17 protein-coding genes are annotated in these 13457 nt (G+C 38.6%); 8 read left to right on the forward strand and 9 right to left on the reverse strand.

Features of this window, described 5'->3' with window-relative positions; all coding sequences use genetic code 11:
• Nucleotides 1-17: 17 nt before the first annotated feature.
• The 3 genes from fba to AAC851_RS02295 form a co-directional block, all read right to left on the reverse strand.
• The gene (gene fba, locus AAC851_RS02285; protein WP_005080433.1) at nt 18-1055 is read right to left on the reverse strand and encodes a class II fructose-bisphosphate aldolase; all 1038 of its coding nucleotides are present in this window, start codon (nt 1053-1055) and stop codon (nt 18-20) included.
• A gap of 210 nt (nt 1056-1265) precedes the next feature.
• Nucleotides 1266-2417: an ATP-dependent RNA helicase RhlB gene (gene rhlB / locus AAC851_RS02290; RefSeq protein ID WP_004639323.1), complete on the reverse strand. Its 1152-nt coding sequence runs from the start codon at nt 2415-2417 to the stop codon at nt 1266-1268.
• Nucleotides 2418-2518: 101 nt separating this feature from the next.
• Nucleotides 2519-2731, reverse strand: coding sequence for a cold-shock protein (locus tag AAC851_RS02295; protein ID WP_000126912.1), 213 nt, complete (start codon nt 2729-2731; stop codon nt 2519-2521).
• Nucleotides 2732-3108: 377 nt separating this feature from the next.
• Here AAC851_RS02295 and AAC851_RS02300 point away from each other — a divergent pair, with 377 nt between their 5' ends.
• The 6 genes from AAC851_RS02300 (at nt 3109) to AAC851_RS02325 (ending at nt 7136) form a co-directional block, all read left to right on the forward strand.
• Nucleotides 3109-3351, forward strand: a complete 243-nt coding sequence (locus tag AAC851_RS02300; RefSeq protein ID WP_004639324.1) for a sulfurtransferase TusA family protein — start codon at nt 3109-3111, stop codon at nt 3349-3351.
• A 146-nt stretch (nt 3352-3497) separates the two neighbouring features.
• The gene (gene rpoH / locus AAC851_RS02305; RefSeq protein WP_004639325.1) at nt 3498-4367 is read left to right on the forward strand and encodes an RNA polymerase sigma factor RpoH; all 870 of its coding nucleotides are present in this window, start codon (nt 3498-3500) and stop codon (nt 4365-4367) included.
• Between the two features lie 107 nt (nt 4368-4474).
• Entirely contained in the window at nt 4475-4840 is a 366-nt protein-coding gene (locus tag AAC851_RS02310; protein WP_340600435.1) for a DUF423 domain-containing protein, read from the forward strand.
• 9 nt (nt 4841-4849) lie between these two features.
• Entirely contained in the window at nt 4850-5047 is a 198-nt protein-coding gene (gene thiS / locus AAC851_RS02315; protein ID WP_005080426.1) for a sulfur carrier protein ThiS, read from the forward strand.
• A gap of 23 nt (nt 5048-5070) precedes the next feature.
• Nucleotides 5071-5856, forward strand: a complete 786-nt coding sequence (locus tag AAC851_RS02320; protein ID WP_004639328.1) for a thiazole synthase — start codon at nt 5071-5073, stop codon at nt 5854-5856.
• Between the two features lie 122 nt (nt 5857-5978).
• Nucleotides 5979-7136: an IS4 family transposase gene (locus tag AAC851_RS02325; protein ID WP_008942576.1), complete on the forward strand. Its 1158-nt coding sequence runs from the start codon at nt 5979-5981 to the stop codon at nt 7134-7136.
• A gap of 59 nt (nt 7137-7195) precedes the next feature.
• Here the strand turns inward: AAC851_RS02325 and AAC851_RS02330 are convergent, their stop codons facing one another.
• The 4 genes from AAC851_RS02330 to yaaA are packed head-to-tail and all read right to left on the reverse strand — an operon-like array spanning nt 7196 to nt 9600.
• Nucleotides 7196-7888, reverse strand: a complete 693-nt coding sequence (locus AAC851_RS02330; protein WP_262569316.1) for a hypothetical protein — start codon at nt 7886-7888, stop codon at nt 7196-7198.
• A gap of 13 nt (nt 7889-7901) precedes the next feature.
• On the reverse strand, nt 7902-8522 hold the full coding sequence (locus AAC851_RS02335) for an HD domain-containing protein (RefSeq protein ID WP_262569315.1): 621 nt from the start codon (nt 8520-8522) through the stop codon (nt 7902-7904).
• A gap of 9 nt (nt 8523-8531) precedes the next feature.
• Nucleotides 8532-8795 carry a hypothetical protein gene (locus tag AAC851_RS02340; protein ID WP_262569314.1) on the reverse strand — a complete coding sequence of 88 codons (264 nt, stop codon included), beginning with the start codon at nt 8793-8795 and terminating at the stop codon, nt 8532-8534.
• A 22-nt stretch (nt 8796-8817) separates the two neighbouring features.
• The gene (yaaA, locus tag AAC851_RS02345; RefSeq protein ID WP_340600436.1) at nt 8818-9600 is read right to left on the reverse strand and encodes a peroxide stress protein YaaA; all 783 of its coding nucleotides are present in this window, start codon (nt 9598-9600) and stop codon (nt 8818-8820) included.
• Nucleotides 9601-9725: 125 nt separating this feature from the next.
• On the opposite strand from yaaA, the gene AAC851_RS02350 reads away from it, so the two are divergent.
• Together AAC851_RS02350 and AAC851_RS02355 are read left to right on the forward strand one after the other, a co-directional pair.
• The gene (locus tag AAC851_RS02350) at nt 9726-10355 is read left to right on the forward strand and encodes an alpha/beta hydrolase (RefSeq protein ID WP_340600437.1); all 630 of its coding nucleotides are present in this window, start codon (nt 9726-9728) and stop codon (nt 10353-10355) included.
• A 93-nt stretch (nt 10356-10448) separates the two neighbouring features.
• The gene (locus AAC851_RS02355) at nt 10449-11522 is read left to right on the forward strand and encodes a DUF2157 domain-containing protein (RefSeq protein ID WP_340600438.1); all 1074 of its coding nucleotides are present in this window, start codon (nt 10449-10451) and stop codon (nt 11520-11522) included.
• A 3-nt stretch (nt 11523-11525) separates the two neighbouring features.
• Here the strand turns inward: AAC851_RS02355 and AAC851_RS02360 are convergent, their stop codons facing one another.
• Nucleotides 11526-12755: a type II toxin-antitoxin system HipA family toxin gene (locus AAC851_RS02360; RefSeq protein WP_008941274.1), complete on the reverse strand. Its 1230-nt coding sequence runs from the start codon at nt 12753-12755 to the stop codon at nt 11526-11528.
• The gene (locus AAC851_RS02365; protein WP_008941275.1) at nt 12755-13075 is read right to left on the reverse strand and encodes a helix-turn-helix domain-containing protein; all 321 of its coding nucleotides are present in this window, start codon (nt 13073-13075) and stop codon (nt 12755-12757) included. The genes AAC851_RS02360 and AAC851_RS02365 overlap by 1 nt, the downstream gene beginning before the upstream one ends.
• Nucleotides 13076-13457 lie beyond the last annotated feature (382 nt).

Below are 13457 nucleotides of genomic sequence, written 5' to 3' on the forward strand. Positions count from 1 at the left end.
ATTTTTATGCACCAAAATTATTTGTAACGATCAACCATTTTCTCTAGAGAGATCGGGCGAATCTTATCTGCATTACCTGCTGTACCAAAGGCCTCATAACGAGCAACACAGATATCTTTCATTGCCTCAACGGTTTCACCAAAGAATTTGCGCGGATCAAATTCACTTGGTTTCTCAGCCATCATACGACGCATCGCACCAGTAGAAGCCAAACGCAAATCGGTATCAATGTTAATCTTACGTACGCCATGTTTAATCGCTTCTACAAGCTGATCTACAGGCACACCATAAGTTTCTTTAATATCGCCACCATATTGGTTAATTACAGCCAACCACTCTTGTGGTACTGAGCTTGAACCATGCATTACAAGATGTGTATTTGGTAATGCAGCATGGATTTCTTTAATACGATCAATCGCCAAGATATCGCCTGTAGGTGGACGAGTAAACTTGTACGCTCCATGAGAAGTACCAACTGCAATCGCTAAAGCATCAACGTTAGTATCCGCAACAAATTGGGTCGCTTCTTCCACCGAAGTAAGCAATTGAGAATGATCAAGCACACCCTCTGCACCCACGCCATCTTCTTCGCCAGCCAAACCAGTTTCAAGGCTACCTAAGCAACCAATTTCACCTTCAACTGAAACGCCACATGCATGCGCCATAGCAACAACACGACGAGTTACATCAACATTATAATCATATGATGTAGGTGTCTTACCATCAGCACCCAATGAACCGTCCATCATCACAGAGCTAAAACCCAATTGAATTGAACGTTGACAAACATCAGGGCTAGTACCATGATCTTGATGCATTACCACTGGAATATGTGGCCATTCTTCAATTGCAGCTAAAATAAGATGACGTAAAAAAGGTGCACCTGCATATTTACGCGCACCCGCCGAAGCTTGTACGATTACAGGTGAATTCGTCGCATCTGCAGCTAGCATAATTGCGCGCATTTGTTCTAAGTTGTTTACGTTAAACGCTGGTACGCCGTAGTTGTGTTCTGCAGCGTGATCCAAGAGCTGGCGCATCGAGATTAGAGCCATAATATCCTCCCAGGTAATGCGCCATATTCTACATGTTGATTTATTTCAATTCAGCAACTAATCACAGGATTTGAAAAAAAAACCTGAATCTTTTGTGTAATTTGCGTATCACAACACATTTAACAATAAAAAAGGCTAAATCCAATAATGATTTAGCCTCTAATTATTTCGTGCTTAGGCATCAAATACTAAAAAGAACCAATTCAATCCTTAACAGTATCCTTCAAGGCGTGTAAGCGGTAATTTTTTACCAATTGCTTTTTCAATTTCAGGTAAGTAAAACGCATCGTCTTCAGACAGGAAACTAATGCTCACCCCTTGAGCTCCTGCACGACCTGTACGACCAATACGATGCACATAATCATCAGATTGTTCTGGCAGCGTAAAATTCACAACATGTGAGACGCCATCAACATGAATACCACGTCCAGCTACATCTGTAGCAATCATGATGTTGTGTTTGCCTTGCTTAAATTGATCCAGCATTTTCAAACGCTTATCTTGTGCAATTTCACCAGATAACATCCCAACTTTGTAACCATCACGTTTCAAATGATCATATAAACGACGAACCTGATCTCGACGATTCGCAAAAATCATGACTTTATCAATCGGCTCATCACGTAGAATATCCTGCAACAATTTATACTTGTCTTCTTTTGCAACAACATATACACGCTGTTCAACGTCAACATTCGTTTTTTGCTCAGGTTCAATTTCAACAGTAACAGGCTCAAACAACCATTGACGAGCTAAATTCAGCACATCATAGCTAAATGTTGCAGAAAACATTAAAGTTTGACGTTGCTCTTTGGATGGAGAATAACGGACAATACGCTTGACCGAAGGAATAAAGCCCATATCCAATAATCGATCAGCTTCATCAATAACTAAAAACTCGATGCGATCCAGCCACACTTCTTTCTGCTCAACAAAATCAATTAAGCGTCCAGGGGTCGCAACAATAATATCAACAAAGTTTCGATCTAACATTTTCTTCTGTTTATCGAAGTCAACCCCACCCAACAACGTTACAAGGTGCAAGTTAGAAAACTTTGTCAGCGACTTTGCATCACTTTCAATTTGTAAAGCCAACTCACGAGTAGGCGCCAAGATTAGAGCACGTGGCTCACCACGAAAGCGTTGTTCTTGAATCGGATTATTTAACAAATCATTGATCACACTAATCAGAAAGGCAGCCGTTTTACCAGTCCCTGTTTGTGCGCGACCAATCGCATCATGCCCTGCTAGCGTATATTTTAAAACCTTTTGCTGAATTGGAGTCATTTGAGTAAAACCCAAAGCATCAATCGCCTTTTTCAACTGCGGATGTAATTTTAAGGTTTCAAAACCAGACGTCATATATGCTCTCAAACCATCAATGACCAAAATAAAGTCGTTATTATAAACAAAAACGCCCCAAATAACATTGGAGCGTTTTTATATCGCGTTAAAGCAACAAATTAGTCTAACGGCTGAACGTTTTCAGCTTGGAAACCTTTTTGTCCTTGAACTACGCTAAATTCTACACGCTGACCGTCACGTAAAGAACGGTGACCATCACCAACAATTGCACGGAAATGAACGAAAACGTCATCACCGCCGTTGCGTTGAATAAAACCAAAGCCTTTAGTGTCATTAAACCACTTTACTACGCCTTGTTCACGAGCTGTCATAAGTCAATCCTCAGATATTGAAAGATAAGGACCTTCCGGTGTTGCAAACAGCAGAGCCAACAAGGTTTTAAAATCTTATAATTTTAAAGCTTGTAATCATTCTGTAAAACTATCAACAATTTCCGGTTACATCCATTTGTTATAGGGTTTTTTACGATAAAACGAAATGAAACACTTCCTAAAACGCATCGAGCTTAACATGGGTTTATGACAATTAATAGACTTATTTTAAGTTATTTCCCATGCTTCTATCTGTTTATACTCATCATTTAGTTTATTTTACAGAAACACGGTTCTCCAAAAATAACTTGTTGAACTTCCTTTACGTATATAAAATCAAATGAGATAAATTCTGATATAAGCTATATCCAACCTTTATGACTATCTCACCTACTCATTCAGCTGAAGTTATCGACGCCTTAGGGCAACCTTGCCCGATGCCATTACTTATGTTGAAACGAGCACTAAAAAAAGCAACAGGTAAAAAAACCTACCTGTTAAAGTCTTCTGATCCACATAGTGAAATTGATGTAACACGATATTGCCAAATTCAGAATCTGCAATGCCAGACAAAAAAAATCTCAGAAAATGAGTTTCACTATCTGATTGAATCCATCTAGGTCTTGTGGAACTACTATTCTTTGTTAAACTCTTGGTTACTCGTAAAGATAAATTTACATTTCTATACTCAAATTTCCTTAGTGATGAAGAACATTCGCATTAAGATGAAATTGTTGACTCAAATATCATCCTATAAGGAGACTCCATGACTACTGACAGCAGCAATCAATTGATGCCCCTGTCATTGTCTGCGCCTGGTGTAAACCTCGGTGCATATATCAGCACTGTCAATCAAATTCCAATTTTAACGGCCGAGCAAGAAAAAGAACTTGCTGAACGTTATTATTATGACCAAGATCTTGATGCCGCCAAATTATTGGTGATGTCACATCTACGCTTTGTTGTACATATTGCAAGAAGTTATGCAGGTTATGGATTACCACAAGGTGATCTCATTCAAGAAGGCAACTTAGGCCTCATGAAGGCAGTTAAGCGCTTCGATCCCAATATGGGCGTGCGCCTTGTTTCATTTGCTGTACATTGGATTAAAGCCGAAATTCACGAATATGTCATTCGTAACTGGCGTATTGTCAAAATTGCGACGACCAAAGCACAACGTAAATTGTTCTTTAATTTACGTAGTTTGAAAAAATCGAGTAAACGCCTGACTTTAGAAGAAGCGCAAGCAATCGCGAATGATTTAAATGTCACGGCAGAACAAGTACTTGAAATGGAAGGTCGATTGACCGCCTATGATGCTGCTTTTGAAGCTCAAGGCGATGATGACGATGACACACCTCATACTGCGCCAGCCCTTTACTTAGAAGATAATCGTTACGATCCAGCACGCCTAGCTGAAGAAGAAGATTATGAAGCACAAAGTACGGCGGCATTACATCAAGCGATGGACCAATTAGATGATCGTTCTCGTAATATTTTACAGCGTCGCTGGTTAGACGATGATAAATCTACATTGCATGAACTTGCTGCTGAGTATAATGTTTCTGCTGAACGTATTCGCCAGCTTGAAAAAAATGCAATGGAAAAAATCAAAACCGCCATGTCTGCGAGTTAAGATTAAATCAAACACAAGGGCTTTCATGCCCTTTTGTTGTATCTGGCTTTGTTTAAACACCCGAATATGTTAACGTTGCTTATCAAATTTCTAGTTCCATTTTCATTATGTGGATAGCGATCTCTGCAATCAATCTTGCCCTTGCAGTTATGCTCGGAGCGTTTGGCGCACACGGACTCAAATCTTTTGCATCACCTGAGCAACTCGTTTGGTGGGGTACAGCAACCCAATATTTTTTCTATCACGCCCTCGGATTATTAATTCTGAGTGTACTAAATAAAACTACACCAAGTTTTCCTATAAAAATTCCGTTTATTTTGATGCAAATTGGCATCCTCTTTTTCTGTGGTTCGTTGTACATTATCGCGCTCGGCTTACCTAGAATATTAGGTGCGATTACGCCGATTGGCGGTGCCTTTATGATTGCAAGCTGGCTGTTAATTGCGTGGCAAGCAATCAAGCATACGAAATAAGGATTTATCATGCACATCTATCTAAATGGCGAGTCCACAGACACGTCATGTGAAAATTTACAGCAACTCATTCAAGACCTAGCCCTAGAAGGCAAGCGTTTTGCTGTAGAAAAGAACCAACAGATTATTCCGAAAAGTAGACTTGAGCAAACTGCAATTGCTCCTGAAGATCGTATTGAAATTATTCAAGCTGTTGGTGGCGGCTAATCGGCTAAAAATGGAGTAAGCCCATGCAAGATTCCCCTTTAATTATTGGTTCACGTACCTTCCAATCTCGTTTATTGGTCGGAACTGGTAAATATAAAGATTTAAATGAAACCGATTTAGCCATTCAAGCAAGTGGTGCAGAAATTGTTACCGTAGCGATTCGTCGAGTGAATATCGGGCAACATGCCGATCAGCCGAATCTGCTTTCAGTGATTCCACCTGAGAAATATACGATTTTGCCAAATACAGCTGGCTGTTTTGATGCAGATAGCGCGATTCGTACCTGTATGCTGGCTCGTGAACTGCTTGATGGTCACAATCTAGTGAAGTTAGAAGTCCTTGGTGATGAAAAAACCCTATATCCGAATGTGACCGCAACACTTAAAGCAGCGCAAACCTTGATTGATGATGGTTTTGAAATCATGGTCTATACCTCGGATGACCCGATTGTTGCGCAAGAACTTGAAAGCATGGGTTGTGTTGCAATCATGCCTTTGGGCAGTTTGATTGGTTCAGGTCTCGGTATTTTGAACCCACATACCATTTCAATCATCAAAGAAAATGCCAAAGTTCCTGTGTTAGTTGATGCCGGTGTGGGTACTGCGAGTGATGCGGCGATTGCCATGGAACTAGGTTGCGACGGCGTATTAATGAATACAGCGATTGCGGCTGCGCAAAATCCAATTTTAATGGCTTCAGCGATGAAGAAAGCCGTTGAAGCAGGTCGTGAAGCATTTTTAGCGGGTCGTATGCCGCGTAAACGTATGGCCAATGCGAGCTCACCTGAGACTGGGTATTTCTTTAAGTAAAAAATACTAAAGGGAGCTTTTTAGCCACTGCTGTCCCATAGTTTTGTTTAAATAAAAAACCTGAGTCCAAAATAGTTAAAATATAAGTGCGAACAAACACTTTAACTACAAGGACTCAGGTTTTGTCACATCAGAATACCGTATTTCATCAATTACTTAAACCTATTTCACGATGTGATTTTGAACGTCTTGCCAAGCAGCATCATTGTGGACAAAAATTAAGATCAGCCACACGCTGGGATCAGTTTATTGCCATATTGATGTCCCAGCTGTCCTGTCGGCAAAGCTTAAGAGATATTCAATCCAATCTCGAATCACAGCAGGAAAAGCTCTATCACCTCGGTGCTAAGACTATTGCACGAAGCACCTTGGCAAGAATCAATCAAGAACAACCTGCCAGCCTATATCAGCAATTATTTACTCAGTTACTTCGGCATTGTGAAAACACAAAGATTGCACATAAATTTCGATTTAAGAATCCGCTGTATTCACTTGATGCAAGCCACATTGATCTTTCACTGTCCTTATGCGAATGGGCAAAAGTACATGAATCCAAAGCGAGCATTAAACTGACAGTTGGATTAAATCACAGCAATACGATTCCTGAATTTGTTGCACTCGGAGATGGTATTGAAAATGATATGGTGCAAGGCAGATTACTCAAATTTCCACCTGGAAGTATCGTAGTTTTTGACAAGGGGTATGTTGATTATCAGTGGTTTGCAGAGATGACTGACCGAAAAGTCAGCTTTGTGACACGGCTAAGACCGAAGACGGTTTATGAAGTAAAGTCAAAACGTGAAGTATACGCTTGCAAAGGAATTCTTGCGGATGAATATATTGAGTTGAGCAGTGATTATGCTAAAAAGCGTGGTGCACCGAAGCGATTAAGACGAATAGAATTTTATGATGTTGAAAAGAAAAGGACATTTGAATTTCTAAGTAACAACTTTCATCTAGCTGCATCGACTATTGCAGCAATTTACAAAGATCGTTGGAAAGTAGAATTATTTTTCAAAGCGATTAAACAGAATTTAAAATTGAAATCATTTCTAGGTCGAAGCCGAAATGCCATACAAACTCAAATATGGATTGCATTAATTGCCTATTTATTAGTGAGTTTTGCAAAACATATGGCTCATGAGGGATGGACTGTCCAGAGATTATTAAGAATTATTCAGGTCAATTTATTTGAAAGAAAACTTCTAAAGGCATTATTTTTACCCGATAAGAAGTGGCGAAAACAAGAAGAACCTCAATTGAGGTTCTTCTTGGAATAATTGTGGGACAGCAGTGGCTTTTTAGCTCCCTTTTTTCTACCTAAAAAACCAATATTTCTCTAACATTTCAATGAAATAGATAATGAGCGTTTTATATCTTCTACAATATATTCTGGTGCAAGAATAAATAAAAGCATTTCAGCCCAATATGGCTCACTCTTAGCATAAACTTCTATCGATAATTTTTTCATTAATTGACAATAATCATGATAGGCAATCCGATGTGATTTATAAACCACATTACCATCTACTAAATTAAAAATTGTATTGAGTTCATACTGAGTTATATCAGCATTTCTTCCGATCGGCTGGGGATAAAACTCTCTTAGCTCTGTATGTTTAAATAGCAACCAATTCAAAGAATAAATGACTCTAGAATCATAAATGGCATATGTTTGATGATCTACGAAAGAAGCTACTTTCGATAAAGATGAGATAACCGAAAAAGTTGATCTAGTTAAAGCACCCTTTTTAAGCTCGCTTTCAAATTTATGTAATAAGAGATCATTTTTATCATTTTTCTTAAAGGAGCGAATACCACCCCACTCTTGAATCAACCAATATCGACCAGCTAAATCACCTGAACTCAACAAATCATAGAAGTTATGTTTTAGATAAATATTTCGCTCAAATATAGAGGCCAGATCCAACGGAACTGGTAACGGATTACTTTCTGGCAACTCCCATCGAAAACATTTTTCTAACGGATGCTGTTTCGCTAGCTGTTTCAATGTTTGAATTAGCTGATCCATGATTCTCTCAATTCTAAATGTTTAATATTCGCTTTAAATTTTGCTTCGCCCTTTGCTCAAAATTCTGTTGAAAATATTCAGTTTGATACAGCGGTTCTGTCTGATAAAAATGCGCTAGAACTTCTATTCTCTTAATCGAATAAACATCTGAATCTACCCAAGCATATTCCTGCTGGATCTGCTGCTCATATTCCGCAAAACGCGCTGGCGAAGTAGCTAGAATCGCCAAATCGATATCTAATAAAAACTGCAAATCCAACTCGTTCGTTAATTCATGCTTTTGCGTCGCAATAATCCAGCGCTTGATCTTTTCAACAATCTCAACAGATAGGTCCTGAGCCATATACTTTTCAAACAGCTCAGCACTTTTCAACTCGTTATCTTTCGCTTGCGGATCATAAACCGCATCATGAAACCAAAGTGCCAAAGCAACCGCATATGCATCACTGAAATCAGCTCGACTCGATTCAAGCAAAGTCAAACATTCATACAAATGTTGCAGCGTATGATAAGCCCGCTGCTTTTCACTATAGGCAGCAATCAACTTATTAAAAACTTTCTGTGGCTCAGAAAAATGATAACGCTGATGCAACTCAAACCATGATTTTTCTAATAAGCTTAAATATTGCTGCATTGCTCATCCTTATTGGATTTCTTTATTTAGCCACTTTGCCAAGGATTCAGCATCTTTACGTTCTAGAAAAAGCTGATATAAAGTACAGGAACCAAACTCATGTTTTAGTTCCTGCTGGCGCATAGGATGATTACCAAATCGGAATCGTCGAGTGCCATCTCGATCTAGAGGCAATGCATATACCCCATAACTACGAGGTTCTGTCAGGTGTCCTTTGACACAAACTTGATCAGGCGATATCGCGTGTTTTAATAAATGTTCTTTGGTTAACATCCCACCCTGCCCCAAGGCAAATCTAAGCTGCCTGCTGTTCATCTCGCTTAAAGACCAACTCTTTATCCGATGAACTTTCAGCATCAAAGTAATACCCTTCACTATCAAATGCTTTTAATTGTTCTACTCGGCTTAATTTATTTTCAATTAAGTATCTCGCCATCAGCCCACGCGCTTTTTTCGCGTAAAAACTAATGACTTTGTATTTTCCATTTTTCTGATCCAAGAATACAGGCTTAATAATTTCTGCCTGAATTTTCTTTTCATTCACTGACTTATAATATTCATCAGATGCTAAATTTACCAATACTTTTGAATTAATGTCAGCTAAATCTTGGTTAATTTGGTCAGTGATAATGCTGCCCCAGAATTCATAAAGATTATGTCCACGTGTATTTTTTAGTTTAGTACCCATTTCCAAGCGATACGGCATCATCAAATCCAACGGACGTAATAAACCATAAAGACCAGACAACATACGTAAATGCTGCTGGGCAAAATCAATATCCTGATCTTTCAAGTGATAAGCATCTAAACCGGTATACACATCACCTTTAAATGCAAACAAGGCTTGACGTGCATTGGAAAAATCAAAATCTGCATTCCAGTCACGGAAACGTTCTACATTTAAATTGGCGATTTTCTCACTAACCGTCATCAAAGATGCGATTTCACTAGCAGAAAGCTTGCGACACACATCTATCAATTGCTGTGACTGCTCTAATAAACGAGGCTGTGTATATGTGTCAGTCGGTAAAGCAGTTTCATAATCTAGTGTTTTCGCTGGAGAAATTAAAGCAAGCATAATCAATCAAAAATAAATTTAACTTGGTGAAACTATAACAGTTGATAATTTTTAATGCCAATTCGTGTTTTCATTCTTCATTATCGGTAAAATAGTAGATTCTTCCATTATCCATTGCGTATCTTATGTCTGAGCAATTATTCATCCAAGGTCCTATTGGTCAAATTGAAATGTTTGTCGATCAACCCCAAGGTGAAATCACAGGTTTTGCTGTTGTTTGCCACCCACATCCTTTACAAGGTGGAACACCTCATCATAAAGTCCCTGTCCTATTGGCTCAGATTTTTAATGAAATGGGATGTGTGGTTTATCGTCCTAGCTTCCGTGGTTTACAGGGTAGCGAAGGTACACATGATCAAGGTCACGGCGAAACTGATGATATTATGGCTGTGATTGAATATGCCCGTGCAAAACATGCTGGTTTAACTTTTTATGCCGGTGGCTTTAGTTTCGGTTCTCATGTATTGGCTAAATGCCAAGCACAACTCAGTGAAGAGTTACGTCCAAAACAATTAGTGCTCTGCGGCCTACCAACAGGTTCTGTGGTGGGGTTACGTCATTATAAAACCCCTGCAATTGATGGTGATATTTTATTTGTTCACGGCGAGCAAGATGATATTACCCTCCTCTCAGATATGATCGCTTGGGCAAAACCACAAAAACATCCCATCACGATTCTGCCGGGTGCCAATCATTTCTTTACAGGTTATCTAAAACAGTTGCGTCAAGTCATTAGTCGTTTTTTAAAACTGTAGACTTAACAACAAATTACTAAGAAAAATATACGTCTTTTGAACCCAATGTCTGTTATATCAGTATAGATGTACAGGCATTTAGGTTCTTTAATAATGAAATTAAATAAAAAACAGGGACTTTTTTTAAAGCAAACTATTGAGCACTGGCAACAACAAGGCACGATTACGCCTGATGTGGCCAATAAATTAAATCAGAGTTTTTCGATTCGGTCTTTTGACTGGGAACGAATGGCAAAATATTCGTTCTGGATTTCAATGATTTGCACAGTGATTGCAATAGCTGCCATCACACTTGATGATTACTTGATGAAGTTAATTGAAAAAATCTTTATCGATTCCAAAATCATTCCTTGTCTGATTTTTGCTACAGTTGCGGCGGCCTTTTATAGCTTTGCCTATCTTCGACGTAAAACCAAACCCTTACATCAATTTAGCAATGAAGCGATTATTTTCGCAGGCGTGCTTTCTACCGCAGCGTCTGTCGCCTATTTCGGTCAAGCGATTGATACTGGTAGTGGGCATTTCTCTTTGTTATTCCTACTCTCTACCATTATTTATGCCGCACTTGCCTTCTGGTTTCCTTCTAAACTGATCTGGGTGTTCTCTCTACTTTCACTCGGCTCATGGTTTGGGACAGAAACAGGCTATATGTCGGGTTGGGGTGCCTATTACCTAGGCATGAACTTCCCTTTACGCTTTGTCTTTTTTGGCGGTGCCTTGATTGGCTTAAGCCTGTTATTTAAACGTTATGGGCATTTTAGAGACTTCGCCCATTCAACTTATGTCATGGGACTGCTTTATCTATTTATTGCCTTATGGATTCTCTCGATCTTTGGCAATTATGGTGACTTGGGTAGCTGGTATAACGTCAAGCAATATGAGCTGTTACATTGGGGCGTACTATTCGCATTTATTGCCATTATCGCAATTGTCTATGGCTTAAAACATGATGATGCCACCTCACGTGGTTTTGGTATCACCTTCTTATTTATTAACCTCTACACCAAGTATTTTGAGTTCTTTTGGGTTGGTATGCATAAAGCAATCTTCTTTATCATATTGGCGGCTTCATTTTGGTGGATTGGTCGACATGCTGAAAAACTTTGGAACTTGGAGTTTTTATCTAGTCAATCGCAGCGTAAAAAAGATGATCCACAATCGAAATAACATCTAAGTTTTTAAATAACTCACGCCCATAGCAGAAATGACAATTTCTGCATCATGGGGTGCGAGTTGAGCGCGATAATACTGAATCAACTCAGCTTCCCACCCAATCATCTCATCTAAAATCATTTGTGCTTGATCGGGACTCAATAAGAACTGATTTGCCATACTTAATACATTTTCTCGCCCCATTTGAGTACCATAAATACCGATCTGCATACTCAATCCTTGGGGTTTATATTCCTGATTTGGCACAATATCGAACAATGGAGCAATTCGCCAACGACCATTTAGATACATAAAAGCATGGTTCTTAGGATGATCATCATCATTTCCAATCAAAATATTAAAAATCATCCGCCGAAATAATTCATGTATATCCTGTTGTGACATCCCTTTTCGATACATTTCATTTGCCATAAGTGGATATGACCAGCGTTCATGATTAGTGCTATTCCATTCTGCATCCAGTAACGTTAAACCACTTAACATCGGTAAGCGTTTAAATTTTTGACTTTGTAAATCATAAATACGGTCAAAACGTTCTAACAGTAATACATCTTTCTGTTCACTCTGTTGAGAAACTTGAATAAGTTGATGTTTAGCAACAACCAATCCCTTTTTTTCAGCAAAGCTTAAACAGGCAAATTCAACTTGCGGCACATTAATCAAATCATCCCGATCTTTTGGTTTAGCGAGATACAACTTATCTTGATCAACCAAAGTAATTTTAGGTCTAGCCCCTCCTAATGAAGTCGTTTGCGCCATGGCCAACTGGATTCGTGTAATCGCCTCGCCTTTTCGCATGGCAACACTAAAATCAAGAAAATCTGATAATTTAACTAAGTGCTGGAAATTTTCTAAAGTTGCTTTTTGAGTGACTGTTTTAATCTCACCCACACACAAATTCCCAAAACGGTCTGCATTTTTTGCTTTGATCAAAAAATCTAAGTCCGACCAAGGTGTATCTTTTTCTCTTGCATAAATTCGTTTGAGAATTACTTTCCCCCACGCATCAGGCATAATATCCATGACAAAATTTGGGATACCGTTATTAGTGGTGATCGTATAAGGTTCTTTTCGCCATGGATAGTGGATCTCATCTACCACCCAAGTTGTCGGATAACTCGGCGCATAAACAAATTGCCCAACACCATTTTCTACTGTTAAACGCCCAAGGGTCACAAAGTCAGTTTGATCAGGAAGCTGAATATATAAATAGATCGTTTGTTTCATTAAAAATCATCCTCATCTATTCGTTCCAAACGAACTCGGCTTTTTTGGCTTTCTTTATTTTCTATTGCTGGAAGATTTTTTTGTAAATCAGTTAAAATATTCAAATACCATAGTGCTTTTATAACTACACCAAATTCGACTGAATGATCACCTTTTTCAATACGCTTAACTGTTGATAGTGAAGTAGAAATTGCTTTAGCTAAATCACTTTGACGTAGCCGTTTCTCAAGTCTTTTTTGCTTGATCAATGTAGCCAACTGCTGGGTAAATAATTGCCCATCAAGTGGATAAAACTTATTTTTATGGTTTATTTCTGACACTTTATGTAGCTTAAAAGTTCATATATGAACTTAAATATAGCACAAAATATTTAAATTCCGCAGAATGATTATTAAAAATCACCCCAACTCAAGCCAAACCGGGCCAAATACTTTTTGACCCGGTCGCTGTCATTGGTGGTATTTCGTTGCTGGCGTGAAGCAGCAAAAGCCTTTCGCATTCAATTTATCTTACACTAGAATAGGTTTTTATTTTTAGGGGGATTACCGTGCAATTCTATTACTTCAACTAGTTTTCAAAAGTTAGATTTTCTTTTCAACAAAACTTTGGAAGTATACAAAATAGGTAACTTCGAAATAAATAGTATAGAACTAACAAAGGAGGGCGTGATATTTTCAATGCTTACGGAATCATCACAACACC

The sequence above is a fragment of the Acinetobacter sp. HZNU-JH01 genome, from assembly GCF_037996845.1.
GTDB classification, from domain to species: domain Bacteria; phylum Pseudomonadota; class Gammaproteobacteria; order Pseudomonadales; family Moraxellaceae; genus Acinetobacter; species Acinetobacter haemolyticus.

Excerpts from the sequence above, each read along its gene's own strand:
- fba (WP_005080433.1), bottom strand. The coding sequence starts at position 1,055 with ATGGCTCTAATCTCGATGCGCCAGCTCTTGGATCACGCTGCAGAACAC.
- rhlB (WP_004639323.1), bottom strand. The coding sequence starts at position 2,417 with ATGACGTCTGGTTTTGAAACCTTAAAATTACATCCGCAGTTGAAAAAG.
- AAC851_RS02295 (WP_000126912.1), bottom strand. The coding sequence starts at position 2,731 with ATGACAGCTCGTGAACAAGGCGTAGTAAAGTGGTTTAATGACACTAAA.
- AAC851_RS02300 (WP_004639324.1), top strand. The coding sequence starts at position 3,109 with ATGACTATCTCACCTACTCATTCAGCTGAAGTTATCGACGCCTTAGGG.
- rpoH (WP_004639325.1), top strand. The coding sequence starts at position 3,498 with ATGACTACTGACAGCAGCAATCAATTGATGCCCCTGTCATTGTCTGCG.
- AAC851_RS02310 (WP_340600435.1), top strand. The coding sequence starts at position 4,475 with ATGTGGATAGCGATCTCTGCAATCAATCTTGCCCTTGCAGTTATGCTC.
- thiS (WP_005080426.1), top strand. The coding sequence starts at position 4,850 with ATGCACATCTATCTAAATGGCGAGTCCACAGACACGTCATGTGAAAAT.
- AAC851_RS02320 (WP_004639328.1), top strand. The coding sequence starts at position 5,071 with ATGCAAGATTCCCCTTTAATTATTGGTTCACGTACCTTCCAATCTCGT.
- AAC851_RS02330 (WP_262569316.1), bottom strand. The coding sequence starts at position 7,888 with ATGGATCAGCTAATTCAAACATTGAAACAGCTAGCGAAACAGCATCCG.
- AAC851_RS02335 (WP_262569315.1), bottom strand. The coding sequence starts at position 8,522 with ATGCAGCAATATTTAAGCTTATTAGAAAAATCATGGTTTGAGTTGCAT.
- AAC851_RS02340 (WP_262569314.1), bottom strand. The coding sequence starts at position 8,795 with ATGTTAACCAAAGAACATTTATTAAAACACGCGATATCGCCTGATCAA.
- yaaA (WP_340600436.1), bottom strand. The coding sequence starts at position 9,600 with ATGCTTGCTTTAATTTCTCCAGCGAAAACACTAGATTATGAAACTGCT.
- AAC851_RS02350 (WP_340600437.1), top strand. The coding sequence starts at position 9,726 with ATGTCTGAGCAATTATTCATCCAAGGTCCTATTGGTCAAATTGAAATG.
- AAC851_RS02355 (WP_340600438.1), top strand. The coding sequence starts at position 10,449 with ATGAAATTAAATAAAAAACAGGGACTTTTTTTAAAGCAAACTATTGAG.
- AAC851_RS02360 (WP_008941274.1), bottom strand. The coding sequence starts at position 12,755 with ATGAAACAAACGATCTATTTATATATTCAGCTTCCTGATCAAACTGAC.